Origin of the sequence: Streptomyces sp. NPDC012466 (assembly GCF_042955215.1) — a bacterium.
Classification (GTDB): Bacteria; Actinomycetota; Actinomycetes; order Streptomycetales; family Streptomycetaceae; genus Streptomyces.
The window spans coordinates 96,627-121,992 of sequence record NZ_JBIBEQ010000006.1 but is presented as its reverse complement, the minus strand read 5'-3'; the positions used below and the strand labels follow the sequence as shown (position 1 = coordinate 121,992).

Below are 25,366 nucleotides of genomic sequence, written 5' to 3'. Positions count from 1 at the left end.
ACGCGCAGCCGGGCGTGTCCGCGCCCGGGCTCACATCGACCGTGTCCACGCCGGCCTGACGGACTGGGCGGGGCGGGTGGCGTCGGAGTGACACCGTCGGCGGGCCCTGCCCGCGGTGTGTGACGAGACCGATGGCGTCTCCCACCTGCTGCGCGGGCGCTGGCACGCAGGGCGGCGGTCTTGGCCGTGCGTCTCCCACCGGCCGCGCGGGCCAGGCATGCGGGGCGAGTCCACGCCGGGCGGCGGTCTTGGCCGTGCGTCTCCCACCGGCTGCGCGAGTGCACGCGGGCGTACGCAAGCCCGGCGTGGCCGCGCCCGGCGGCGGTCTCGGTCGGTCGCGCGGTCCTGAGGTGGGTCCCGGCCGCCGTTCCGGTCGTCGGCGGGCGAGCGCGCCCGCACCGTGGCCGCGCCGCGCGGCGGGGCGCCCGGCCCGAGCCCCGTCCCAGCCGACCCGCCGCCCCCTGTGCCCGGCGGCACGGCAAGCCGCCATCGGCTGCCGTGCCGTGCCGTGCGCGTCAGTGGTCCCTGCGGACCGCGCCCGCCAGGATCCAGCCCTCCACCGCCTCGTACTGGTGGCGTTGTTCCTCCGACTTGCGGCGGCCGGAGGCCATCGTGCCGAGCCAGCCGCAGGCGAAGCCCAGGGGGATGGAGAGCAGGCCCGTGGTGGTGAACGGGAACCAGTTGAAGTCGGCCTCGGGGAAGGCCGAGACGGGCGAGCCGGAGACCAGGTTGGTGCCCGGCATCAGCAGCAGTACCGCCAGGGAGCCGCCGATGAGCGTGCTGAGCAGGCCGGTTCGTGTGAAGCGGCGCCAGAACAGGCTGTAGACCAGGGCGGGCGCGATGGCCGAGGCGCCCAGGCAGAAGGACAGTGTCACCAGCGGCTGCAGGCTGCGGTGCTGGACCTGCGTGGCGAGCAGGATCGCGGGGATGCCCACGCCCAGCGCCGACAGCCGTGCCACCGTCATCTCGCGGCGCGGCGACATCTCCTGCACCCGGGCCGCGAACACGTCGTGCGCGAGGGAGTTGGCGCAGGCCAGGATCATGCCGGCGACGGAGGCGAGCAGCGTGAGGAAGACCGCCGTGGTGACGGTCGTGAACAGGAACGTCTCCGCCGACGACACGTCCGCCCCGAACGCCGCCTGCGATCCCAGCAGATAGGCCGTGTTGCCCTGCGGGTCGACCTGTGCGATCAGCTCCCGCCCGACCAGCGCGGTCGCGCCGAAGCCGACGACGGTGATGACGAGCACGAACAGGGCCACGCCCGACACCGCCCAAGACATCGAACGCCGCACCTGCCGGGCGCTGGAGGCCGTGTACATGCGCATGGTGACGTGCGGCAGGACGCCACCGCCGAGGACCACCGTGAGCTGCGCGGTGATCATGTCCAGATCGGGGCTGGGTCCGCCCGTGAACTGCAGCCCCGAGGAGAGGAAGGCCGAGCCCACGCCGCTGTTGTCGGCGGCCGCGTCGAACAGCGCCCCCGGATCCCAGTCGAACCGGTTCAGGATCAGCACCGCGACCACCATGCCGGAGCCGAGCAGCATCACGATCTTCAGGATCTGGATGAGGGCGGTGCCCTTCATCCCGCCGATCGCCGCGTAGCTGATCATCAGCGCGCCGACGCCGATGATGCAGCCCGTCTGCAACGACTCGCCGGAGAAGCCGAGGATGAACGCCATCAACTGCCCGGTCCCCGCCAACTGGACCAGCATCAGCGGCAGCAGCGCCGCCAGGGTGACCGCGCAGGCCGCGATACGGACGCCGCGTCCCGGCATCCGGCGGGTCAGCGCGTCGCCCATGGTGAATCGGCCCGCGTTGCGCAGCGGTTCGGCCAGCAGGAACATCAGCAGCATCAGCGACAGGGCCGTGCTCAGCGCCAGCACGATCCCGTCGTAGCCGAACAGCGCGATGACGCCGCCGGTGCCCAGGACGGTCGCGGCGGAGATGTAGTCGCCGGCGATGGCCAGGCCGTTGCGCATGGGGGACAGCGAGCTGTAGCCGGTGTAGAACTCGTCCAGGTCGTCCCGGTCCGGGCCCGTCATCACGCACAGCAGCAGCGTGATCGTGGCGACGGCGGAGAAGCCGACGAGGGACATCGCCTGGGCGTTGCCGCTGAATTCGGTGGTCACCGTGTTCCCTCCCGCTTGGCGTCCAGCTCGGCATGCCTGCGGATCCGGTCCGCGATCGGGTCGACGCGGCGGCGGGCCGTCTGCTCGTACAGGGCGATCGCCAGCCAGGTCACGGGGACCTGGATGAGCGCGAGGAGCAGGCCGGTGGGCAGGCCGTCGGTGACGGTGCTCGTCATGAACGACGGTGCGAACGCCGACAGGACGAGGAACAGAAGGAAGTAGCCGAGCGCCGTGAGCGTGGCCACGCGCCGCTGCCAGCGGTAGGCGCTGCGCAGAACGCGCAGATCGCTGTGCTGCCCGAGCGCGGCATGGCGCTGGGGACGCCGGCCGGCCGGTTCGGGCGCCTCCTGCGGTGCCCAGGGGTAGGTGTCGTACGTGTAGGTGTACGGCTCGTGGGACGGTGACGGACCGGGTGGTCGGTATGGGTGCGACGGGGACGGGTCGTAGGACATCCCGGTGCTCCTTGCGAGGGTGGGATCCGGTGCGGCGGACCGCAGGGAGGTGGGGGGCGGGAGCCACGCACGCTACTTCGGAGCACGGGTTCGGCGCGAGGGTTTCCGCAAACTGATCGGTCGGTATGCGCTTACCTTGCCGACCTCGGGTGTTACCCGCGTTAACCCGGATTCCTCACACGAGCCGGCGCTCGTAGCGCACTCCCGGCCGGCCGTCCACCGTCGTGTCCCCCGCCCGCGTGAAGCCGCTGCGGGCCAGGACCCTCATGGAAGCGGGGTTGTCCAGGGTCGTGACCGCGGTGAGGGACGTCAGGCCGTAGTCGGTGACAGCCAGCCGGCACACGTGCGCGACGGCCGCCGTCGCCACACCCCGGCCGGCGGCGCGTTCGCCGACGCGGTAGCCGAGTTCGGCGCTGCCGTCCACCAGGTCCATCAGATTCACCCGGCCGATCAGGTCGCCCTCCTCCCCGAGGATCACGTGGAAGCGGCACACGCGCGCGTGCTGCTCGTCGAGGAGCGCCCTGAGGCGTGCGGCGAAACCCTCAGGAGTGAAGAAGGCGTCCCCGCGGTCCGGCACCGTGCGCGCGAAGTACGCCCGGTTCTCCCGCTCGAAGGCCAGCAGCGCGTCCGCGTGGTCGGCCCGGAGGGGCTCCAAGGTCACCATGAGCGTGAGGATACGGACGATCAGTCCTTGAGCACCGGGAATTTCCGGGGCGCGAGGAACAGCAGCACCAGGAACGCCAGGGCCGCCGCACACGCCGCGCCCAGATAGACCGCGTGCACGGCGTCGGCGATCGCCCGCCTGGTCGCCTCCGGCGCGGTGCCCGCATCGAGCGCCCGCGTCACCGAGTCCAGGTCGCCCGCGCCGCCGAGCCGCGCGGCCAGCACCCCGTTGGCGACCGCGCCGAACACCGCCGCGCCGATCGTCTGGCCGCTCTGGCGGCAGAACAGCACGGACGCGGTCGTCGTACCCCGCTCCGCCCATCCCACCGTCGACTGCACACCGACGATGAGCGGCAGTTGGAACAGGCCCAGCGCGGCGCCGAGCAGCAGCATCAGCAGCGTCGGCTGCCACGCCTGCCCGGGGTACGGCAGGAAGGGGAACGCGAACAGGATCAGCGCGGCCGTGCCGATGCCCAGCATCGCCGTGTCGCGGAAGCCGATCCTGCGGTACACGTGCTGGCTCAGCGCCGCCGACACCGGCCAGCTCAACGTCCACACGGACAGCACGAATCCGGCGGCCACGGGCGCGAGGCCCAGCACCGACTGGGCGTAGGTGGGCAGGAAGACCGACGGCGCGACCATCAGCAGACCCAGCGCGCCCAGGGCCAGATTGACCGCGGCGATCGTACGGCGCCGCCACACCCAGCCGGGGATGATCGGCTCCGCGGCCCGGCGCTCCACCAGCACCACGACCGCGACCAGGGCGAGTCCCGCGCCGAACAGCCCCAGGGAGGGCGCCGACAGCCACGCCCACGCCACCCCGCCCTGCACGAGGGCCGTGAGCAGAACACCGCCGCAGGCGAACACCGCGAGCGCGCCCGCCCAGTCCACGCGCGCGTGCGTGGTGGCTTCCCGCTCCGGCTCGTGGAGGTGACGGACGATCAGCCACAGCGCGACCGCGCCGATCGGCAGATTGATCAGGAAGATCCAGCGCCAGTCCGCGTACGCGGCGAGCACCCCGCCGAGTCCGGGGCCGGCGACCGCGGACACCGCCCACACCGTGGACAGCTTCGACTGGATCTTGGGGCGGTCCTTCAGCGGATACAGGTCGGCGGCGAGCGTCTGCACCGTGCCCTGGAGCGCGCCGCCGCCCAGGCCCTGCACGACGCGGAAGGCGATGAGCGCCCCCATGTTCCAGGCCAGCGCACACAGCGCGGACCCGAGGAGGAAGACCACCGAGCCCGCGATGAGGACCGGTTTGCGGCCGAAGGTGTCGGAGAGCTTGCCGTACACGGGCAGGGTGACGGTCACGGCCAGCAGGTAGCCGGAGAAGAGCCAGGAGAAGACGGAGAAACCGCCGAGGTCCCCGACGATCTGCGGGACGGCGGTCGAGACGATGGTGGCGTCGAGGGCGGCCAGCGCCATCGAGAGCATCAGTGCCGCCACGACGGCTCCGCGCCGGCCGGTCGTGGCGGGACGTGCGGCCTCGCGTGCCGCGGAACTGGTGCTGCCCACCCCGGTGCCTCCCCCTCGCCCGGCCGCACCCGCGCCCCGGGTCCCGTCACTTGTGTCTGCCCCTTGCATCTACCTGCCGCGGACAGCTTCCCACTTGACCCTGACGTCGCGGGAGGGTGGAGGCTGAGTGGGCCGACGGGCGGAGCGAACCCTGAGACGGTCTCCACCCTTCGGTGGACTGCCCCTAGGGGTACCTCCGTACTACGACCTGGGGAGGGTTCGTACCGACGGAGGACGAGACGGGCAGGGCCCCTTCCTTAACCTGGCTTTACGCCGCCGGGGGGCGGTGCCGCACACCGCGGGGGTGGGGTTTTCCACAGTAAAAGACTGCGCTGAACACCAGGGCGCTCGACCCCTCCCCGCCGCGAGACTGAAACGCACCGGACGGACCGCACGGTCCGGCGAGGCGCACCACGGCTGTCGACCAGGCGACCGCCTTCACCATCTGCTGACCGATATAGGAGACATACCGTGACATCGGCTGTAACCATTCCCAGGCACGGGGGCACTGGAGGGCGTACGGCCGTTGCCGCGCGGGCGCGGCAGGTCGTGAAGGCGTACGGATCCGGTGAGACCCGTGTCGTCGCCCTCGATCACGTCGACGTGGACATCGCACGCGGCCAGTTCACCGCGATCATGGGCCCCTCGGGGTCCGGCAAGTCCACCCTGATGCACTGCCTGGCCGGGCTCGACACCGTGACGAGCGGCCAGATCTACCTCGACGAGACCGAGATCACCGGTCTGAAGGACAAGAAGCTCACGCGGCTGCGCCGGGACCGGATCGGGTTCATCTTCCAGGCGTTCAACCTGCTGCCGACGCTGAACGCCATAGAGAACATCACGCTGCCCATGGACATCGCGGGCCGCAAGCCCGACCAGCAGTGGCTGACGCGGGTCGTGGAGACCGTCGGGCTCGCCGACCGCCTCAAGCACCGGCCCACCCAGCTCTCCGGCGGCCAGCAGCAGCGTGTCGCCGTGGCGCGGGCGCTGGCGGCCCGGCCCGAGATCATCTTCGGCGACGAGCCGACCGGCAACCTCGACTCCCGCGCCGGCGCCGAGGTCCTCGGCTTCCTGCGCCGGTCCGTCGACGAACTGGGCCAGACCATCGTCATGGTCACCCACGACCCGGTCGCCGCCAGCTACGCGGACCGTGTGCTGTACCTCGCCGACGGCCGCATCGTCGACGAGATGTTCAAGCCGACCGCGGAGGCCGTCCTGGACCGCATGAAGGACTTCGACGCCCGGGGGCGCACGTCATGACCGTCATGAAGACCTCCATGCGCAACTTCCTCGCGCACAAGGGACGCATGGCCCTGTCGGCGATCGCCGTCCTGCTGTCGGTGGCCTTCGTCTGCGGCACGCTCGTCTTCACGGACACCATGTCCACCACCTTCGACAAGCTCTTCGCGGCCACCTCCTCCGACGTGACGGTGAGCGCCAAGGGCGCCTCCGACACCGGCGAGACGACCGCCGACAACGGCAAGCCGCCGGTCATGCCGGCCTCCGTGCTGGGCGAGGTCCGCAAGGCACAGGGCGTGAAGTCCGCCGAGGGCACGGTGTTCTCCACCTCGGTGACCGTCGTCGACGCCGACAAGGACAGCCTGTCGCCCTCCAGCGGCGCCCCGACCATCGTCGGCAGCTGGAACGCCAACGAGGCCCGCACCATGAAGATCACCTCCGGTGCGGCGCCCAAGGGCCCGGACCAGATCATGGTCGACGCCGACACCGCCGACAAGCACGACCTGAAGCTCGGCGACGAGATCGGCGTGCTCACCGCCGTCGGCAACCACAACGCGAAGATCTCCGGCATCGCCGACTTCACCGTCACCAACCCCGGCGCCGCGATCTTCTACCTCGACACCAAGACGGCTCAGCAGTCCCTGGTCGGCGAGAGCGACGTCTACACCAACGTCAACGTCACCGCGGCCGCCGGCGTCAGCGACGCACAACTGAAGAAGAACGTCACGGCCGCACTCGGCGGCGACTTCCAGGTGAAGACGGCCAAGGAGACCGCCGACGCCAACCAGAAGGACGTCGCGGGCTTCATGAACGTCATGAAGTACGCGATGCTCGGCTTCGCCGGGATCGCCTTCCTCGTCGGCATCTTCCTGATCATCAACACCTTCTCCATGCTGGTCGCCCAGCGCACCCGGGAGATCGGCCTGATGCGGGCCATCGGCTCCTCCCGCAAGCAGGTCAACCGCTCCGTGCTGGCCGAGGCACTGCTGCTCGGTGTCGTCGGCTCGGTGCTCGGTGTCGGCGCGGGCGTCGGCCTCGCGATCGGCCTGATGAAGCTCATGGGCCTGATGGACATGGAACTGTCCACCGACGACCTCACGGTGGCCTGGACGACCCCGGTGGTCGGCCTCGTCCTCGGCGTGATCGTCACCGTGCTGGCCGCCTACCTGCCCGCCCGGCGCGCCGGCAAGATCTCCCCGATGGCCGCACTGCGCGACGCGGGAGCTCCCGCCGACGCCAAGGCAGGCTGGATCCGCGCCGCGATCGGCACGGTCCTCACCGGCACCGGCGGCCTCGCCCTCTACCTGGCGTCGGAGGCCGACAAGGCCAAGGACGGCTCCCTGTGGCTCGGCCTCGGCGTGGTGCTGTCGCTGATCGGCTTCGTCGTCATCGGCCCGCTGCTCGCCGGTGCCGTGGTCCGCGTCCTCGGCGCCGTCCTGCTCCGCATGTTCGGACCCGTAGGCCGCATGGCCGAGCGCAACGCCCTGCGCAACCCGCGCCGCACCGGCGCGACCGGCGCCGCCCTGATGATCGGCCTCGCCCTGGTGGCGTGCCTGTCCGTGGTCGGCTCCTCCATGGTGGCGTCCGCCACCGACCAGCTCGACAAGACCGTCGGCACGGACTTCATCATCCAGTCCGACAGCGGCCAGCTGGTCAGCCCGCAGGCGGTCGAGGCCGTGAAGTCCTCGCCCGGCCTGGCGCGGGTCACCGAGTACAAGTGGACCAAAGCCGACTTCACCACCCCTGACGGCAAGACGCTCAAGGACACGGCGATCACGGCGGCCGACCCGTCGTACGCCACCGACCTGCGCACCGAGACGGTCGCCGGCAAGCTCCCCGACGCCTACAAGCCCGACTCGATGTCGGTCCACGAGAAGTTCGCCGAGGACCACGGCATCAGCCTCGGTTCCAAGATCAAGGTCGCCTTCAAGGACGGCTCCGCGGCCGACCTGACCGTCCGGGCCATCACCAGCAGCGACGTCGTGATCGACGCGGGCGCGATGTACACGTCCATCTCGACGATGGCCAAGCACGTCCCGGCGGACAAGATGCCCCTGGACTCGCTGGTCTTCGCCAGCGCCAAGGAAGGGCAGCAGGACGCCGCCTACAAGTCCCTGAAGTCGGCCCTGCACGACTACCCGCAGTACACCGTGCGCGACCAGACCGACTACAAGGACGCCCTGAAGGACCAGATCGGCCAGCTGCTCAACATGATCTACGGCCTGCTGGCCCTGGCGATCATCGTCGCCATCCTGGGCGTGGTGAACACCCTGGCCCTGTCGGTGGTGGAGCGCACCAGGGAGATCGGCCTGATGCGGGCGATCGGCCTCTCCCGCCGCCAGCTGCGCCGCATGATCCGCATGGAGTCGGTCGTCATCGCCCTCTTCGGCGCCCTGCTGGGCCTCGGACTGGGCATGGGCTGGGGCGCCACGGCACAGCAGCTGCTCGCCCTGGAGGGCCTGATGGTCCTGGACATCCCCTGGCCGACGATCATCGGGGTCTTCATCAGCTCGGCGTTCGTGGGCCTGTTCGCGGCACTGATCCCGGCGTTCCGGGCGGGCCGGATGAACGTCCTGAACGCGATCGCGACGGAGTAGCCGACCGCTGCGACCGCCGCCCGAGAACCACCGCACACGGGGGTTGCGGGGGATGGGCCCGCCCCGGAGGTACCCACCTCGGGGGCGGGCCCGCGGCTTGCCTCCGGCGGTGGGCGCCCACTCCGGCTCGGCGCCACCCGGGCTCCTTCGCCTGCCGGGTGGTCGTACTGACGTGCCGCCGGGCCCGGTGCCCGTCCGGGGGCACCGTTGACGTGCCGCCCGGCTCGGTGCCCGCCGGGGGGCACCGTTGACGTGCCGCCCGGCCCGGTGCCCGTCCGGGGGCACCGTTGACGTGCCGCCCGGCTCGACCGCCTGTGGTCCAACGGGAGGAGCCGCCCAGCGATGGACGATGGGCCCAGCGACTCTCTGCCGTTCGCTGTCCGGCCGCACGGATCTCCGCACCGGCCGGACTCGCTGCCGTTCGCTGTCCGGCCGCTCGGGATCTCCGCGCCTCTCCGCGCACCGGCCGGATTCGGTGCCCCTCGCTGTCCGGCCGCACTGATGCTGTCCGGCCGCGGGTTCTCCGCACCCCTCCCCACCGGGCCCACCCCGCCCGCTTGCCCAAGGAGCCGCACTCAGTGCGGAGACGCGGCACCCGGGCGCAGACGCCGGGCGCCACCGCCCCCCCGCAGCCGCCGGAGCCGGCCCTTGGAGAACGGGCGTTATCCACAGGCCCGCCGTGCGGGCGCGCATCGTCGTACGCTGGAGACCCCCCGGCCCGCGGCGCGCGTCGGGCCCGTCGTGTTGCCCACCCCTGGACGGAAAAAGCCCCCATGAGCCTGCACGGTCTGCTCGACGCCGTAGTCAAGGATGCTGCCCTCGCAGAAGCGATCAGGGCGGCTGCCGACGGCAACCGCATGCACGTCGACCTGGTCGGCCCCCCGGCCGCGCGCCCCTTCGCGGTCGCCGCCCTGGCCCGCGACACGGGCCGCCCGGTGCTTGCGGTCACGGCGACGGGCCGCGAGGCGGAGGACCTGGCCGCGGCCCTGCGCTCCCTGCTCCCGCCGGAGGGAGTCGTGGAGTACCCGTCCTGGGAGACGCTGCCGCACGAGCGGCTCAGCCCCCGCAGCGACACCGTCGGCCGCCGCCTGGCCGTGCTGCGCCGCCTGGCCCACCCCCGCCCCGACGACCCCGAGACCGGCCCCGTCTCGGTCGTCGTGGCGCCCGTCCGGTCCGTGCTCCAGCCGCAGGTCAAGGGCCTCGGCGACCTGGAGCCGGTCTCCCTGAGGACCGGGCAGAGCACCGACCTCAACGAGATCGTCGAAGCCCTCGCGGCAGCCGCCTACGCGCGCGTGGAGCTCGTCGAGAAGCGCGGCGAGTTCGCCGTGCGCGGCGGCATCCTCGACGTCTTCCCGCCCACCGAGGAGCACCCCCTGCGCGTCGAGTTCTGGGGCGACGACGTCGAGGAGATCCGCTACTTCAAGGTCGCCGACCAGCGCTCCCTCGAAGTCGCCCAGCACGGCCTGTGGGCGCCGCCGTGCCGCGAGCTGTTGCTCACCGACGACGTCCGCGCCCGTGCGCGTGCCCTGGCCGAACAGCACCCCGAGCTGGGTGAACTCCTCGGCAAGATCGCCGAGGGCATCGCCGTCGAGGGCATGGAGTCCCTCGCTCCGGTCCTGGTCGACGACATGGAGCTGCTGCTCGACGTGCTGCCCAAGGGCGCCATGGCCGTGGTGTGCGACCCGGAGCGGGTCCGCACACGCGCGTCGGACCTGGTGGCCACCTCCCAGGAGTTCCTCCAGGCCTCCTGGGCGGCCACCGCGGGCGGCGGCGAGGCCCCCATCGACGTCGGCGCGGCCTCCCTGTGGTCCATCGCGGACGTCCGGGACCGGGCCCGCGAGCTGGACATGATGTGGTGGTCGGTGTCGCCGTTCGCCGCGGACGAAGAGCTCGACGCGGACACCCTGAAGCTCGGCATGCACGCCCCGGAGACCTACCGCGGCGACACCGCCAAGGCCCTCGCCGACACCAAGGGCTGGCTCGCCGACGGCTGGCGCGCGGTGTTCGTCACCGAGGGCCACGGCCCGGCCGCCCGTACCGTCGAGGTGCTCGGTGGCGAGGGCATCGCGGCCCGCCTCGATTCCGACCTCGGCGAGATCTCCCCGTCCGTCGTGCACGTGGCGTGCGGCTCGATCGAGCACGGCTTCGTCGACTCGGCCCTCAGACTCGCCGTCCTGACCGAGACGGATTTGTCGGGGCAGAAGGCGTCCGGCCGCGAGGGCGCCCGGATGCCGGCGCGCCGCCGCAAGACCATCGACCCGCTCACCCTGGAGGCGGGCGACTACATCGTCCACGAGCAGCACGGCGTGGGCCGCTACATCGAGATGGTGCAGCGCACCGTGCAGGGCGCGACCCGCGAGTACCTGGTCGTCGAGTACGCCCCCGCCAAGCGCGGCCAGCCCGGCGACCGCCTCTACATCCCCACCGACCAGCTGGAGCAGATCACCAAGTACGTCGGCGGCGAGGCCCCCACCCTGCACCGCCTCGGCGGCGCCGACTGGACGAAGACGAAGGCCCGCGCGAAGAAGGCCGTCAAGGAGATCGCGGCCGACCTGATCAAGCTGTACAGCGCGCGCATGGCCGCCCCCGGGCACGCCTTCGGCGCGGACACCCCCTGGCAGCGCGAACTGGAGGACGCCTTCCCCTACGCGGAGACGCCCGACCAGCTCACCACGATCGCCGAGGTCAAGGAGGACATGGAGAAGACGGTCCCCATGGACCGCCTCATCTGCGGCGACGTCGGCTACGGCAAGACCGAGATCGCGGTCCGCGCCGCCTTCAAGGCCGTCCAGGACGGCAAGCAGGTGGCCGTCCTGGTGCCCACGACCCTCCTGGTGCAGCAGCACTTCGGCACGTTCAGCGAGCGGTACACGCAGTTCCCGGTGAGCGTGAAGGCCCTGTCCCGCTTCCAGACCGACACCGAGGCCAAGGCGACCCTGGAGGGCCTGCGCGAGGGCTCGGTCGACATCGTGATCGGCACGCACCGGCTGTTCTCGTCCGAGACGAAGTTCAAGGACCTGGGCCTGGTCATCGTCGACGAGGAGCAGCGCTTCGGCGTCGAGCACAAGGAGCAGCTGAAGAAGCTCCGCGCCAATGTCGACGTGCTGACGATGTCCGCGACCCCGATCCCCAGGACGCTGGAAATGGCGGTCACCGGCATCCGCGAGATGTCCACGATCACCACCCCGCCGGAGGAACGCCACCCGGTGCTCACCTTCGTCGGCCCCTACGAGGAGAAGCAGATCGGCGCCGCGATCCGCCGCGAGCTGCTGCGCGAGGGCCAGGTCTTCTACATCCACAACCGCGTCGAGTCGATCGACCGGGCCGCCGCCCGGCTGCGCGAGATCGTCCCCGAGGCGCGGATCGCCACCGCCCACGGGCAGATGTCGGAGGCGGCGCTGGAGCAGGTCGTCGTCGACTTCTGGGAGAAGAAGTTCGACGTGCTGGTGTCCACGACGATCGTGGAGTCCGGCATCGACATCTCCAACGCCAACACCCTGATCGTGGAGCGCGGCGACAACTTCGGCCTGTCCCAGCTGCACCAGCTGCGCGGCCGGGTGGGACGTGGCCGGGAGCGCGGCTACGCCTACTTCCTCTACCCGCCGGAGAAGCCGCTGACCGAGACCGCGCACGAGCGGCTCGCGACCATCGCCCAGCACACGGAGATGGGCGCCGGTATGTACGTCGCCATGAAGGACCTGGAGATCCGCGGCGCGGGCAACCTCCTCGGCGGTGAGCAGTCGGGCCACATCGCGGGCGTCGGCTTCGACCTGTACGTGCGCATGGTCGGCGAGGCCGTCGCCGACTACCGGCGCCAGCTGGAGACCGGCGAGATCGAGGAGGAGCCGGCGCTCGAGGTCAAGATCGAGCTGCCCGTCGACGCGCACGTCCCGCACGACTACGCGCCGGGCGAGCGGCTCCGCCTCCAGGCGTACCGCGCCATCGCCTCCGCCAACTCGGAGGAGGACATCAAGGCGGTCCGCGAGGAACTCGTCGACCGCTACGGCAAGCTGCCCGAGCCGGTGGAGAACCTGCTGCTCGTCGCGGGCCTGCGTATGTTCGCGCGGGCCTGCGGTGTCGGCGAGATCGTGCTGCAGGGCAACAACATCCGGTTCGCACCGGTGGAGTTGCGCGAGTCGCAGGAGCTGCGGCTCAAGCGGCTGTACCCCGGGGTCGTCATCAAGCCGGCGGCACACCAGGTGCTGGTACCGCGCCCGAAGACCGCGAAGGTGGGCGGGAAGCCGCTGGTCGGGCGGGAACTGCTGGCATGGGTCGGGGAGTTCCTCACCTCGGTCCTGGGCTCCTGACACCACATCGGCCGAACCCCGTCAGGCCACCGGCTGTACGCGCCCGCCGGTGGCCGGGTGCCGGTCCGTCGCCGGTTGTAGTTGCGCGCCGGTGCTCTGGTGCCGGCTCGTAGCCGGTGGTGCGGGCGGGTCGACGGTTTGGTGCCGGGCTGCCGCCGGTTGTAGGGGCGCGCCGGTGCTCTGGTGCCGGCTCGTAGCCGGTGGTGCGGGCGGGTCGACGACGGTTTGGTGCCGGTCCGTCGCCGGTTGTACGGGCACGCCGGTGCTCCGGTGCCGGTCCCTCGGCGGTCGTACGGGCGGCGCGCCGGGCTCGTGCCGGTCCGCCGCCGTTTGCACAGACGGCGCGCCGGGCTCGTGCCGGTCCGCCGCCGTTTGCACAGACGGCGCGCCGGGCTCATGCCGGGCCGCCGCCGGTCGTACGGCTGTGGCCGTGGCCTCCCGCAGTGCCGACGCCAGCCGGTCGCGGACCGCCATCTGCGCCGCGATACGGGCCTCCAGCACCGCGAGACGGTCGGCGGCCACCCGGAGGCCCTTCTCGGAGGCGGGACCGGCCGTGACATCGCCGTCCAGGCACGGCAGGAACACCTGGGCGTCGTCGAGCGTCAGCCCCACATCGAGCAACTGCCGGATGTTGCGGACGCGCACGGCCGTACCGGCGTCGTACAGGCGATAGCCGTTCGCGGCCCGCTCGGAGGCGATGAGCCCCGCCTGCTCGTAGTGGCGCAGGGCACGCGGCGTCGTGCCGGTCGCCTCGGCGAGTTCGCCGATCCGCATACGGGGCGCCGCCCGGCGCGTACGAGGTTCAGCCATGCGCGTCAGTCTCATGCGACGACCGCGCCGCCGTCCACCGGGAGGATCACGCCGGTGATGAACGAGGCTTGCGGCGACGCCAGTCGGGCGATCGCCCACGCCACCTCCTCGGGGCGGCCGACCCGGCCGAGCGGCGTGTGGTCGAGCTGCCACGCGCGGATCGCGGCCCGCTGCTCGGGGGTGTGGCCCGCGTGTTCACCGATGGGCGTGTCGATCGCGCCCGGGGCCACGGCGGCGACCCGGATCCCGAGCGGCGCGAGCTCCACCGCCCAACTGCGGGTGAGCACCTCCAGAGCCGCCTTCCCGGCCGCGTACAGGGAGTTGCCGGGCCAGCCGCGCTGCCCCACCGACGTCGTCACGTTCACGATGACACCGCGGCTGTCCTCCAGCGCCGGCAGCGCGGCCTGGGTGAGCAGGACGGGGGCGAGGAGGTTCGTCGCGAGCAGAGGCCCGACAGCGGTGGGCGTGTAGGTGCGCAGCGACTGCGTGTTGACGATGCCGGCGTTGTTCACCAGCACGTCGATGCGCCCGTGCCGGTCGAGTGCCGTACGGACGACGGTCTCGGGGCCGTCGGCGGCCGTGAGGTCGGCGGCGAGCACGCTGATACGGGACGGGTCATGACCGGCGGTCTCGACGAGGGGTGCCTCACGGCGGCCCACCGCCACCACGTGTGCGCCCTCGTCGGCGAACGCGTGGGCGGTGGCACGGCCTATGCCGGTACCGGCGCCGGTCACGAGCACGGTGCGCGGGGTCGTCCGCGCGGTCTGCTGCCTGTTCTTCGGATGCGGGGATGCCATGCGGGGATCGTCCGACCCTGACGTCGGTGTCAAGGTCAAGCGGTCCCCCGTGCGGGGCGCCGTTACTCCGCCGGGCGGAACAGCATCGCCGCCAGTCCGCGGAACACCTCCTCGGGGTCCTGATCGCCCACCGGGCCGTCGAGGTTGTGGCTGAGGAGCAGCGTGGCGAAGCCGTGGGCCAGGGACCAGGCGGCGACACCGGCCAGCCGGGCGTCGGTGCCGCGGCCCTCCGGCGGCACGGCGGTGACGGCGTCGCGCAGGGCGTCCGAGGCGAGGGCACGGGCGGTGGCCAGTTCCAGGTCGCCCTCGCGCAGCAGCTCGGGCGCGAACATCACCTGGAAATGCGCCGGATGCTCCCGCGCGAAACGCACGTAGCGCACACCCGCCTCCTTCAGGTCCGCCGCCTCCCTGAGCGTGGTCGCGAGCAGGCCGAAGCCCTCGGCGGCGATCGCCGTGAGCAGCCCGGCGCGGTCCTTGAAGTGGTGGGCGGGCGCGGCGTGCGAGACGCCGGCGCGGCGGGCGAGGTCGCGCAGACTCAGCGCGGACGGCCCGTCCGCGGCGATGACGTCGAGGGCGGCGGTGAGGATGGCGCGGCGCAGGTCACCGTGGTGGTACGGGCGGTCGGCGGGAGTCCTGTCGTTCGCCGCCGTCTTGCTGGAGCTCATGGGCAGGAGCGTACGCCGAATCTTGTCATTGACAAGTTGGGGTCCGTCCGTGCAATCTTGTCAGTGTCAAGTTGTGCGCGGTCGGAGGTGGTGCGACCGCGGGCCGCGGGGGTCGGGCGCGAGTGGAGGTACGCCATGTCGGAACAGCTCGGTGAGGTCGACGAGGGCGCCAGGGTGCGGGAGGCGGTCGTGGAGCCGGCTCGCGTGCGACAGATGTGGCACCTGCTGGAGCCTTTGCACGCGGTGCTGTACTACGCGCCGGAGGCGTTCGAGGAAGCGGCCGCCCTCGGGTACGACACGGGGGAGCGCTGGCCCAGTTACTTCCCGTATCGCGCGGCGCCGTTGGGGGAGGCCGGACCGCAGCGGGTGGCCTCGGCCTTCTACAGCTTCAGTCCCCGCATGGTCGCCGAGTACGTCGAACCGGCGTGGCGGGTGGCGAGCCCCGCCGCGGTGATCGAGGCGAGGGCGCGGGCGGTCGACAGGGCCTACCGCGCCCTGTTCGGCGACCGGGTGGCCGGTCCGGAGCTGGTGGAGGCCGCCGCGCTCGCCCGGCGCGCGGCAGAGGCCGCCGACCCGGCCGCCCGTCCGCTGGCCGCGGCCAACGCAGCGCTCGACTGGCCGCAGGCCCCGCACCTTCAGCTGTGGCACGCGGCGACGATCCTGCGCGAGCACCGCGGCGACGGTCACCTCGCGGCCCTGCTCATGGCGGACCTCGACCCCGCGGAGTCGCTCGTCTCCTTCGCCGCGATAGGCGCCGCGTCGGTGGAACGCTTCGAGAGTCGTGGCTGGAGCCTCGAGGAGTGGGCGGCCGCACGCGACCGACTGGCCGTCAGGGGCCTCATCCACGGGGACGGCACGGCCACGGAGGCGGGCCGCGCTCTTCGCCGCCGTGTCGAGCGGCACACCGACCAACTGGCCGCCGGGCCCTGGCAGTCCCTCGGCCCGGCCCGCGTCGACCGGCTGGCGGAGCTGCTGGGCGACTTCTGGGTCGCGGTCCTGGCGTCGGGCCTGCTGCCCTCGGAAACGACGCTGGGCATAGGCAAGGTCTGACCGGAAGGGGGCCTGGCGACGTTACTGGGAGCGGCGGAGCTCAGACGCAGGAAGCCACCCGCAGGAGATGCGTCCGAATCTCCGCGGGCGGCCCGTGAGTCGGGGGCCTACTGCTGTTCGGGCCGGTCACGGTCGCGGTCCATGCCCAGCGAGCCCTCGACGCGCTGCCGACCGGAGTCGACCTGGTCCTCGTACGTGCCGCCGGTCCTCTCGTTGGCCCGCTGTTCCGCGCTGTCAGAGCCTTGCTTGCCCTTGTTCCGCGCCTGGCTCTTGAACTTGTCGAAGATGCCCATGCGAAGCTCCCTCCGGAGGCGACTCAGAACCGACGATACGCGCGAGATGCGAAGAATGCGCAGTGAGGCCCGATGTGGTCTGAACCTCTTCGTCGCTACCGTGGGACCCGGCACGGGCCGCCCGTGCCGGAGCGGAACAGGCAAACAGAGGAGGGGCGCGGTGACGCGTCTGAGGGGCGGGGCCGCACTGGCCGTCGCGATGGTGTTCACCGGTTCGGCGCTGGCCGGCTGCGAGGGCCTGGCCCCGCCCGCCGACGGCGACGGACCCTCCGGTTCCGGCGTCCCGGCCGCCGGTGACGGGCGGGCCGTGAACCCGCTGGACAACCCGGACGGCACGAAACCCGGGCTGGCGCCCATCAGTTCCGACGCGGACAAGGAGAGGGCGCGTGCCCTCATCGAGAAGGTGGTGACGAAGGGACGCGGCCCCAGGACGGGCTACGAACGGGACAAGTTCGGCTACGCCTGGATGGACTCCGCACCACGCGACGTCCCCTTCTCCCACAACGGCTGCGACTCGCGGAACGACCTCCTGAAACGAGACGGGGAGGACCTGCGCTTCCGGACGGGGTCCGACTGCATCGTCACCTCGCTGACGCTGCACGACCCGTACACCGGGAAGGTCATCGAGTGGACCAAGTCCCGTGCGATCAAGGTCCAGATAGACCACGTCATGCCGCTGTCGTACGACTGGCAGATGGGCGCATCGCGCTGGACGAAGGACAAGCGGGAGTCCATCGCCAACGACCCGCTCAACCTCGTCCCGGTGGACGGACCGACCAACGGCTCGAAGGGGGACTCCGGCCCGGCGTCCTGGCTGCCGCCGAACAAACGGATCCGCTGCGCCTACGCGGTGCGCTTCGCCCAGGTGTCGCTGAAGTACGAACTCCCCGTGACGGCCGCCGACAAGGAGATGATGCTCAAGCAGTGCGGCGGATGAGCCCCTTGCCCGGCGACGGTAATTCGGTTCCGGATCTTGGCACCCACGCCTAGCGTGATCACATGCAGCCGAAGACAGCAAGCCTCGCCGACCGTCCGGACATGCTGGAGCGCGTCGTCGGGATGGCGGACAGCTGGCCGGAGTTCGTGATCCAGGACCTCGTGGGCGCCGCCCACTTCCCGCGGATCGCCGCCGAACTGCCGGAGTACGTCCTCTTCGCCGAGGACGAGCAGGGCGAGATCGTGGCGAACGCCTACAGCGTGCCCTTTGCCCTCGGCGCCGAGCACCGCGGCGGGCTGCCCGCCAACGGCTGGGACGCGGTGCTCGTATGGGCCTTCTCCGATCTGCGGCGCGGCGTGCGGCCCGACACCGTCAGCGCCATCTCGGTCTCCGTCGCCCCGCACGCCCAGGGCCGCGGCTTGTCCGGATTGATGCTCTCGGCCATGCGTGACAACGCCCGGGCTCGTGGCTTCCGTGAGGTCGTCGCCCCGGTCCGCCCCAACGCCAAGCACCTCGAACCGCATACGCCGATGGAGGAGTACGCCCGCCGCGTCCGCCCCGACGGGCTGCCCCAGGACCCGTGGCTGCGCGTCCACGCCCGGGCCGGTGCCGTCATCGACTCGGTGGCACCGGCGTCCATGACGGTGGCCGCCCCGCTCGCGGACTGGCGCCGCTGGACGGGCCTGCCCTTCGACACGGACGGCGAGATAGCGGTGCCGGGCGGTCTCGTGCCGGTGCGCTGCGACGTGGAGCGCGGATACGCCGTCTACGTCGAGCCCAACGTGTGGATGCGGCACCCCCTGTAGGGCGCGGCGGACGGCTGGGCCGCGAGCGGCTCGGGGAGGGGCCGTACACGCGAAGTGATCAGCATGACAACGGTTCGGTACAACCCGTGACCGGTTGTCCGTGTCGGGCTATACGCTCGGATTCCCCAACAGGGTCTGTCACTCGCACGTCCGTCCCCATCGGCCCCACCGGTCCAGGAGCAGTCATGTACGGCCACGGCGCGGCGCCGCCTCCCCGCAGCGCGGCAACGGTCATCTCCCTGCGCGTGCTGTTCGCCGCTGCCGGTTTCCTCACGTGCGGCGTGCTGGCCTGCGTACCGCTGTTCCGGGTGGCCGTCCTGCGCGGGCGGGCCCTCGACTGGGCGTTGGCGTGGGTGAGCCTGCCGCTGTCCATCGCGGGCTTCGCCGTGATCGGCTCACTGCCGGAGGACGACTACCGGACCGACATCGCGCTGGCGGTGATCCTTCTCATCGGAGTGGCCGCGGCCGTCTACTTCCTCGTCGTGGACATCGCCCACCACGGCGTGCAGCGGCAGGCCGCCGGTTACGCCTCGCCCCACGCCCCCACCGTCGTGAACACCCCCTACGGCTATCCGCACCCGGCACCGCCCTACGCCCCGCACTCCACGCCCGTCCCGCAGCACCCCGTGCCTCACACGCCCGTGCCGCACACACCCGCACCCCACGACGCCACACCGGGGGTCCCGGGCCCGATCCAGCCGCCCCCGTCCCCCCAGCCCCCCGCCCCGGCCCGCATCGACCAGGTCCGCGCCGAACTCGACGAGCTCAGCGACTACCTGCGCCGGCACGAAGGCGGGAGCAACGACGGGCACGAGGGCGGAAGGTGACCGCGGCGGCAGGACGTGTCGTCGCGGGCCGCTACGAGCTGTCCACCGTCCTCGGGCAGGGCGGCATGGGCCAGGTCTGGACGGCGTACGACCAGCGGCTCGACCGGCGCGTGGCGGTGAAGCTGCTGCGCCCCGACAAGGTGGCCGGGCAGGACGCGGAGGAACTGCGCCGGCGTTTCGTGCGCGAGTGCCGGGTGACCGCGCAGGTCGACCACCCCGGCCTGGTCACCGTGCACGACGCGGGCAGTGAGGGCGAGGAGCTGTTCCTCGTCATGCAGTACATCGACGGTGCCGACCTCGCCGGCCACCTCGCCGCGCACGATCCGTACCCCTGGCAGTGGGCGGTCGCGGTCGCGGCGCAGCTGTGCGCGGTGCTGAGCGCCGTGCACGCCGTGCCGATCGTCCACCGCGACCTCAAGCCGCGCAACGTGATGGTGAAGCAGGACGGCACGGTCACCGTCCTCGACCTCGGCGTCGCCTCCGTCATGGACGCGGACACCACCCGCCTCACCCACACCGGCACCCCCATCGGCTCGCCCGCCTACATGGCCCCGGAGCAGGCGATGGGCGGCGCGGTCGGCCCGTACACCGACCTGTACGCGCTCGGCGTGGTCCTGCACGAACTGCTCAGCGGCGACGTGCCCTTCTCCGGCTCCACGGCACTCGGCGTCCTGCACCGGCACCTGTACGAGCCCCCGGTGCCCGTACGCCGCATCCGGCCCGAGGTCCCCGAGGCCCTGGAGGCCCTCGTCCTGCGCCTCCTCGCCAAGGACCCGCAGCACCGGCCCGCCTCCGCGCAGGAGGTCTACGAGCACCTGGAGCCGCTCCTGCCCGCGCGTGGGACGCCCACCGGAGCGGCCCTCGATCCCACCCGGCCGTTCCTGCGCCCGCACGCCCCCTGGCCGGATCGTGCGCGCACCCCCGCGCCCCAGCCCACGCCCGCCACCCCCGTCACCGACACCGCGGGGAAGACGGACATCGCCCGCGCCGTCGACGAGGTCAAACGGCTCCTCGGCGAGGGCCGCGTCACCCAGGCCGTCGACATCCTCGGCGCGATCCTGCCCGCGGCGGCCGAACAGCACGGCGCACACTCCCCGGTCGTCCGCACCCTGCGCAAGCAGTACGCGGCGACGCTCCTGGACGACGGCCAGTACCGGCGCGCCCTGCCCGAGCTGCGCCGGCTCGCCGACGAACGCGCAGCCGAGGCCGGCCAGGCCGACCCGCAGGCCCTGCGCTTCCGCTACGAGGCCGCCCAGTGCCTCGAACAGCTGGGTGAGCCGGCGGCGGCGCTCGCCGAGTACCGGGCGGTGCTGCCGTACTACGAGAACCAGTACGTCGCCGCAGGCGGCCCCGAGCTCGCGCACGACGTCCGCCGTCGCATCGGTCATCTCCTGCTGGCCCTCGGCGACCGCGGTGCCGCCCACGACACCCTGGCCAGGCTGCTGCACGACGTGGAGCGCACCCACGGCCCCGGGCACCCGCTCGGTGCGGAGATCCGCAGGACACTGCAGTGGCTGGGGCAGGTCCGCGGCTGACGACCGCCCCTGGGCTTGGCGCGGCGGTGCCGGAAGTCCCGGTGAATCGTTGGTCGAATGGGTTGGCCAGAGCTTGGCCACTGCCTACCATCGATCATCGCAAGACCTTGTGCACCGTCGCACAATCTCCTCGGGAGGTTTCCTTGCACCGCCGCCGTCGCACCGCGCTCGTCCTCACCGCAGCGATCGCCGCCGCGGCACCCCTGCTCACCGCCTGCGGGAACGACGCGCATCCCGGCGCGGCGGCCGTGGTGGGTGGCCAGCGCATCACCGTCTCCCAGCTCGACGAGCGGGTCGGCGAGGTACGCGCGGCCCAGCGGGCGGCCGTGCAGAACGACGCCCAGTACCAGCAGGCCATCGCCAGAACCGGCACCCTCACCCGCGACACCCTGCAGACCATGGTTCTGGACCGGGTGCTGCACCGCGCCGCCGAGGACGCCGGGGTGAGCGTCTCCCGCAAGGAGATCCAGCAGATGCGGTCCGGCCTGGAACAGCAGGCCGGCGGCGCCGAGGCGCTGGAGACGACCTGGCTCCGGCAGTACGGCATCCCGCCGCAGCGCCTCGAAGAGAACCTCCGCCTCCAGCTGGAGGCCCAGAAGCTCGCCGAGAAGCTCGGCACGACCACCGACCGTCCCGAGTTCTGGAAGGCCCTCTCCGACGCCTCCGAGGACCTGAACATCGACCTCAACCCCCGCTACGGCACGTGGGACGTCCAGAAGAGCAGCCGCGCCGACGCCAAGACGCCGTGGGTCCGGGACGTCACGACGGCACAGACCCAGCAGGGCATGTAGGACCAGGGGCGGCATGCAGGGCACCCGCTCCCCGGGGCCCTGTGGATGACTTCGGGGGCTGTCGGCGGCGTGGGATAGCTTCGAACCGTGAACGCCAACAGCCCCGAAGCCACCCCGGGCCCCGAGCGGACCGCTCCCGACGCGGCCGCCGCCCCGGGCCGCATCATCCTGCTCACCACCAGCCACCGTGTCGCCCCCGGCCTGCTCTCCTGGCCGGCCTGGCAGGCACTGCACGCGGCGGACCGGGTGCTGTGCGCGGACGGCGCACACCCGCAGGTGCCGTATCTGCGCGAGGCGGGGATCCCGGTCGACGAGGCGTCCCCCACCGCCCAGGAGCTGGTCGACGCCTGCTCCGGCGGCCGCACGGTGGTCGTGGTGGCGACGGGTGAGGGCGAACCGGTCCTGACGGACGGACTGGCCCGCCTCGCGGGTACCGGCCGTATCGCCATGCCCGAGCTGGAGCTGCTGCCCGCCTCCTACGACCTCCCGGGCGCCCGGCTCCTCGACCTCGTCCAGGTCATGGACCGCATCCGCGTCGAGTGCCCCTGGTCCTCGCAGCAGACCCACGAGGGCCTGGCGAAGTACGGCATCGAGGAGGCGTACGAGCTCGTCGAGGCGATCGAGGAGGGCGACCGCGACGAACTGCGCGAGGAGCTCGGTGACGTCCTCCTCCAGGTCGTCTTCCACGCCCGCATCGCCGAGGAGGGCCGCCCGGAGGACGGGGAGGAGCCCTTCTCCATCGACGACGTGGCCGGCGGCATCGTCGCCAAGCTGATCCACCGCCATCCGCATGTCTTCGGCGACGCGACGGCCACCACCCCCGAGGAGGTCAAGGAGCACTGGCTGCGCACCAAGGCGGTCGAGAAGCAGCGCACCTCGGTCACCGAGGGCATTCCCCTCGGCCAGCCCGGTCTGGCCCTCGCCGCCAAGCTGGCCTCCCGCGCCCGCGCAGCGAACCTGGACATACCGCTCCCGCCCGTCGAGGGCATCGGCTACGAGCTCCTCGCCCTGGCCGTCCGCGCCGAGTCCGAGGGCGTGGACCCGGAGGCGGCCCTGAGGGCGGCGGCCCGCGCCTACCGCGACGCGATCAGGCAGGCCGAGGGCTGAGCGGAACCGGGGGGCAGGGGAGCGGGGCGGGAAGCGGCGGGAAGCCGGATACGGTCGACGCGTGACCGACCAGCCCCAGCCCCGCACCCCCGCGACCGCGCCCGACCTCTTCACCTGGGAGTTCGCGAGCAACCCCTATCCCGCCTACGCCTGGCTCCGCGAGCACAGCCCCGTCCACAAGACGCGGCTTCCCAGCGGCGTGGAGGCCTGGCTGGTCACGCGGTACGCCGACGCCAAGCAGACGCTCGCCGACCACCGGCTCTCCAAGAACCCGGCGCATCACGACGAACCGGCGCACGCCAAGGGCAAGACCGGAATCCCCGGGGAGCGCAAGGCCGAGCTGATGACGCATCTGCTCAACATCGACCCGCCGGACCACACCAGGCTGCGGCGACTGGTGTCCAAGGCGTTCACGCCCCGCCGGGTCGCCGAGTTCGCGCCACGGGTGCAGGAGCTCACCGACACCCTCATCGACGGGTTCGCGCGGAAGGGGTCCGCCGACCTGATCCACGAGTTCGCCTTCCCGCTGCCCATCTACGCCATCTGCGACCTGCTCGGCGTCCCCCGCGAGGACCAGGACGACTTTCGCGACTGGGCGGGCATGATGATCCGTCACCAGGGCGGACCCAGGGGCGGCGTGGCGCGGTCGGTGAAGAAGATGCGCGGCTACCTCGCCGACCTCATCCACCGCAAGCGGGAGGCGCTGCCCGCCGAGCCCGCCCCCGGCGAGGACCTCATCTCCGGTCTCATCCGCGCCTCCGACCACGGTGAGCACCTCACCGAGAACGAGGCGGCGGCCATGGCCTTCATCCTGCTGTTCGCCGGTTTCGAGACAACCGTGAACCTGATCGGCAACGGCACCTACGCCCTGCTCACCCACCCCGAGGAGCGTGCACGGCTCCAGGCGTCCCTCGCCGCCGGGGAGACGGGCCTCCTGGAGACCGGCGTCGAGGAACTCCTGCGCTACGACGGCCCCGTCGAACTCGCCACCTGGCGTTTCGCCACGCAGCCCCTCACCCTCGGCGGGCAGCGCGTCGAAGCCGGCGACCCCGTTCTCGTCGTCCTGGCCGCCGCGGACCGGGACCCGGAGCGGTTCGCCGGTCCGGACGTGCTGGACCTCGCCCGCCGCGACAACCAGCACCTGGGATACGGCCACGGCATCCACTACTGCCTCGGCGCCCCACTCGCCCGCCTGGAGGGCCAGACCGCGCTCGCCACCCTCCTCACCCGCCTCCCGGACCTGCGGCTCGCGGCGGATCCGGCCGAGCTGCGGTGGCGCGGCGGCCTCATCATGCGCGGCCTGCGCACCCTGCCGGTGGAGTTCGCGGCGGTTGAAAGTGACGAAACATCAGAGCTGTGATCTTCACGTGATCTACGCGGCATTAACTTGTGACAAGTGATCTCCTGCCGATACGTTCACCCATCAACGCGGCCCGGGATGCCGGACGCGGTCACTGCTGTCGTGTGAAAGGTCTCCGTATGCTCTCCGGGAACGGTCGGCACCGTCGCCCCCGCCAGGCTCCGGCTCTCCTCGTCGCGGCCGGAGTGACCGGCTCCGCCATCGCGATCCCACTCCTCGGGGCCTCCGGTGCCAGCGCGGCCGACGGCACGACCTGGGACCGGGTCGCGGACTGCGAGACCGGCGGCGCGTGGAGCCAGAACAGCGGCAACGGCTACTACGGCGGCCTGCAGTTGTCCCAGGAGGACTGGGAGAACCACGGCGGCCTCGACTACGCCGCGAGCGCCGACCTGGCCAGTCGCTCCCAGCAGATATCCGTGGCCGAGAGAATCCTCGCCGACCAGGGGGTCGGCGCGTGGCGTACCTGCGGGCTGCTCTCCGGCCTCGAGCAGGACAAGGGGTCGGAGGCGTCCGGCTCGTCCGAGTCATCCGGTGAGGTGGACTCGCCCGGTTTGCTCGACGGCCCCGATTCCTCCCCTTCTTCTGAGCCTTCCTCAAGCCCTTCGTCGTCGCCTGACGCGCAGTCGACCCAGAAGGATGAAACCTCCAAGTCGGACAAGTCCTCTGATTCCGCCTCTCGGGAGCAGGGGCGGGAGCAGGATCAGAAGTCCGGCAGCTCCCCCTCCGCCACCCCCGGCAGTGGCGAGTCCGGCAACTCGCGCCAGGGCGGCGACTCTTCGGCCCTGACGGACACCGGCTCCGGCCGCCACCGCGGCCCCAGCGCCGAGGAGGGCTCCGCGCCCGCGAGCGGCCGTGAGGGCGCGTCCTCGGGCCGCCACGCCTCGCGCGGCGACGACGCCTCCCGGGACGCGTCCGAGGGCTCCTACATCGTCGGCGTGGGCGACAGTCTCTGGTCCATCGCCGACTCCCTTGACCTCGACGGCGGATGGAACTCCCTCTACGACGGGAACGAGCAGACCGTCGGTACCGACCCGAACCTCATCCTCCCCGGTCAGACGCTCACGACAGGGGTCGAAGCGGACGCGAAGTAGTTGTTCGGGCAGTGCGGAAACGGCGGCTTAAGTCACCCCGAAACCGGGTGAGTTCGCGTCACGTTTCGCGCCGAATGTCCCGTATAAGGCCCGTGAGAGATAGATCTCAGAAGCCCTGATCGTCTTTGAAATTCCGTGGATCGCGTGCCTACGGTCGTGACCGCTCGTCACCACGAGCCCCGGCTGCCGCAACGCCGAATCCTGCCAGCGGCCGTACGGGAACAGTCGTCGCGTCAAGCGCCGTAGGCAGGAGCGGGGGACCCAAGGTAAGTGCCCGACCGGCCGGTTGTGCCGGAAGGGCTTGGGGTGAAGCCGCGTCCCGGGAGGGGCGCGGCCGGGCAACTCAACCGGCCCGAACCCGACAGCTCACCTCGCAGGCGTCGGTGAGGGGATCT

General features: G+C 71.9%; 19 protein-coding genes, 1 pseudogene and 1 riboswitch. Of the genes and pseudogenes, 12 read left to right on the top strand and 8 right to left on the bottom strand.

Translation table 11 applies throughout. The annotated features are described in order from the left end of the window. Positions 1-515: 515 nt before the first annotated feature. From ACFY9E_RS22590 to ACFY9E_RS22575, 4 genes are all read right to left on the bottom strand, one after another. Positions 516-2,129 carry a cation acetate symporter gene (locus ACFY9E_RS22590; protein WP_390986902.1) on the bottom strand — a complete coding sequence of 538 codons (1,614 nt, stop codon included), beginning with the start codon at positions 2,127-2,129 and terminating at the stop codon, positions 516-518. Beyond that, complete coding sequence (locus ACFY9E_RS22585; protein ID WP_390986900.1) at positions 2,126-2,581, bottom strand: DUF485 domain-containing protein; 456 nt, start codon at positions 2,579-2,581, stop codon at positions 2,126-2,128. The genes ACFY9E_RS22590 and ACFY9E_RS22585 overlap by 4 nt, the downstream gene beginning before the upstream one ends. A gap of 175 nt (positions 2,582-2,756) precedes the next feature. Further along, entirely contained in the window at positions 2,757-3,245 is a 489-nt protein-coding gene (locus ACFY9E_RS22580; protein ID WP_390986897.1) for a GNAT family N-acetyltransferase, read from the bottom strand. A gap of 20 nt (positions 3,246-3,265) precedes the next feature. Further along, positions 3,266-4,759 (bottom strand): MFS transporter, encoded by a 1,494-nt coding sequence (locus ACFY9E_RS22575; protein WP_390986894.1) that lies wholly within the window; start codon positions 4,757-4,759, stop codon positions 3,266-3,268. Between the two features lie 471 nt (positions 4,760-5,230). Here ACFY9E_RS22575 and ACFY9E_RS22570 point away from each other — a divergent pair, with 471 nt between their 5' ends. The 3 genes from ACFY9E_RS22570 (at position 5,231) to mfd (ending at position 12,902) form a co-directional block, all read left to right on the top strand. Continuing rightward, a complete protein-coding gene (locus ACFY9E_RS22570; protein WP_361303535.1) occupies positions 5,231-6,019 on the top strand; it encodes an ABC transporter ATP-binding protein in 789 nt (262 codons plus the stop codon). Then, positions 6,016-8,595, top strand: coding sequence for an FtsX-like permease family protein (locus tag ACFY9E_RS22565; protein WP_390986892.1), 2,580 nt, complete (start codon positions 6,016-6,018; stop codon positions 8,593-8,595). The genes ACFY9E_RS22570 and ACFY9E_RS22565 overlap by 4 nt, the downstream gene beginning before the upstream one ends. A gap of 773 nt (positions 8,596-9,368) precedes the next feature. Next, positions 9,369-12,902: a transcription-repair coupling factor gene (gene mfd, locus ACFY9E_RS22560; protein WP_390986890.1), complete on the top strand. Its 3,534-nt coding sequence runs from the start codon at positions 9,369-9,371 to the stop codon at positions 12,900-12,902. Between the two features lie 405 nt (positions 12,903-13,307). Here mfd and ACFY9E_RS22555 read toward each other — a convergent pair. The 3 genes and pseudogenes from ACFY9E_RS22555 to ACFY9E_RS22545 all read right to left on the bottom strand — a co-directional run. Beyond that, positions 13,308-13,676: pseudogene (locus ACFY9E_RS22555) on the bottom strand (MerR family transcriptional regulator); the annotation flags it as partial. A gap of 47 nt (positions 13,677-13,723) precedes the next feature. Next, the gene (locus tag ACFY9E_RS22550) at positions 13,724-14,509 is read right to left on the bottom strand and encodes an SDR family oxidoreductase (protein WP_390986887.1); all 786 of its coding nucleotides are present in this window, start codon (positions 14,507-14,509) and stop codon (positions 13,724-13,726) included. A 62-nt stretch (positions 14,510-14,571) separates the two neighbouring features. After that, positions 14,572-15,174, bottom strand: a complete 603-nt coding sequence (locus ACFY9E_RS22545) for a WHG domain-containing protein (RefSeq protein ID WP_390986885.1) — start codon at positions 15,172-15,174, stop codon at positions 14,572-14,574. A gap of 135 nt (positions 15,175-15,309) precedes the next feature. Here ACFY9E_RS22545 and ACFY9E_RS22540 point away from each other — a divergent pair, with 135 nt between their 5' ends. Further along, entirely contained in the window at positions 15,310-16,224 is a 915-nt protein-coding gene (locus tag ACFY9E_RS22540) for a hypothetical protein (RefSeq protein ID WP_390986882.1), read from the top strand. 107 nt (positions 16,225-16,331) lie between these two features. Here ACFY9E_RS22540 and ACFY9E_RS22535 read toward each other — a convergent pair whose 3' ends face one another. Next, positions 16,332-16,517 (bottom strand): Rv0909 family putative TA system antitoxin, encoded by a 186-nt coding sequence (locus tag ACFY9E_RS22535; protein ID WP_390986880.1) that lies wholly within the window; start codon positions 16,515-16,517, stop codon positions 16,332-16,334. Positions 16,518-16,677: 160 nt separating this feature from the next. On the opposite strand from ACFY9E_RS22535, the gene ACFY9E_RS22530 reads away from it, so the two are divergent. The 8 genes from ACFY9E_RS22530 (at position 16,678) to ACFY9E_RS22495 (ending at position 24,971) form a co-directional block, all read left to right on the top strand. After that, entirely contained in the window at positions 16,678-17,454 is a 777-nt protein-coding gene (locus tag ACFY9E_RS22530; RefSeq protein WP_390986879.1) for a DUF1524 domain-containing protein, read from the top strand. Between the two features lie 62 nt (positions 17,455-17,516). Further along, positions 17,517-18,260, top strand: coding sequence for an N-acetyltransferase (locus tag ACFY9E_RS22525; RefSeq protein ID WP_390986876.1), 744 nt, complete (start codon positions 17,517-17,519; stop codon positions 18,258-18,260). Positions 18,261-18,445: 185 nt separating this feature from the next. Next, complete coding sequence (locus ACFY9E_RS22520; RefSeq protein ID WP_390986873.1) at positions 18,446-19,087, top strand: hypothetical protein; 642 nt, start codon at positions 18,446-18,448, stop codon at positions 19,085-19,087. A gap of 38 nt (positions 19,088-19,125) precedes the next feature. Further along, on the top strand, positions 19,126-20,622 hold the full coding sequence (locus ACFY9E_RS22515) for a protein kinase (protein WP_390987604.1): 1,497 nt from the start codon (positions 19,126-19,128) through the stop codon (positions 20,620-20,622). Positions 20,623-20,765: 143 nt separating this feature from the next. Next, positions 20,766-21,413, top strand: coding sequence for a SurA N-terminal domain-containing protein (locus ACFY9E_RS22510; RefSeq protein ID WP_390986870.1), 648 nt, complete (start codon positions 20,766-20,768; stop codon positions 21,411-21,413). An 87-nt stretch (positions 21,414-21,500) separates the two neighbouring features. Beyond that, entirely contained in the window at positions 21,501-22,520 is a 1,020-nt protein-coding gene (locus ACFY9E_RS22505; RefSeq protein ID WP_390986867.1) for a nucleoside triphosphate pyrophosphohydrolase, read from the top strand. A gap of 61 nt (positions 22,521-22,581) precedes the next feature. After that, positions 22,582-23,880 carry a cytochrome P450 gene (locus ACFY9E_RS22500; protein WP_390986865.1) on the top strand — a complete coding sequence of 433 codons (1,299 nt, stop codon included), beginning with the start codon at positions 22,582-22,584 and terminating at the stop codon, positions 23,878-23,880. Between the two features lie 119 nt (positions 23,881-23,999). Continuing rightward, positions 24,000-24,971, top strand: a complete 972-nt coding sequence (locus ACFY9E_RS22495; RefSeq protein ID WP_390986863.1) for a transglycosylase family protein — start codon at positions 24,000-24,002, stop codon at positions 24,969-24,971. A 228-nt stretch (positions 24,972-25,199) separates the two neighbouring features. Then, positions 25,200-25,366: riboswitch (cyclic di-AMP (ydaO/yuaA leader) on the top strand.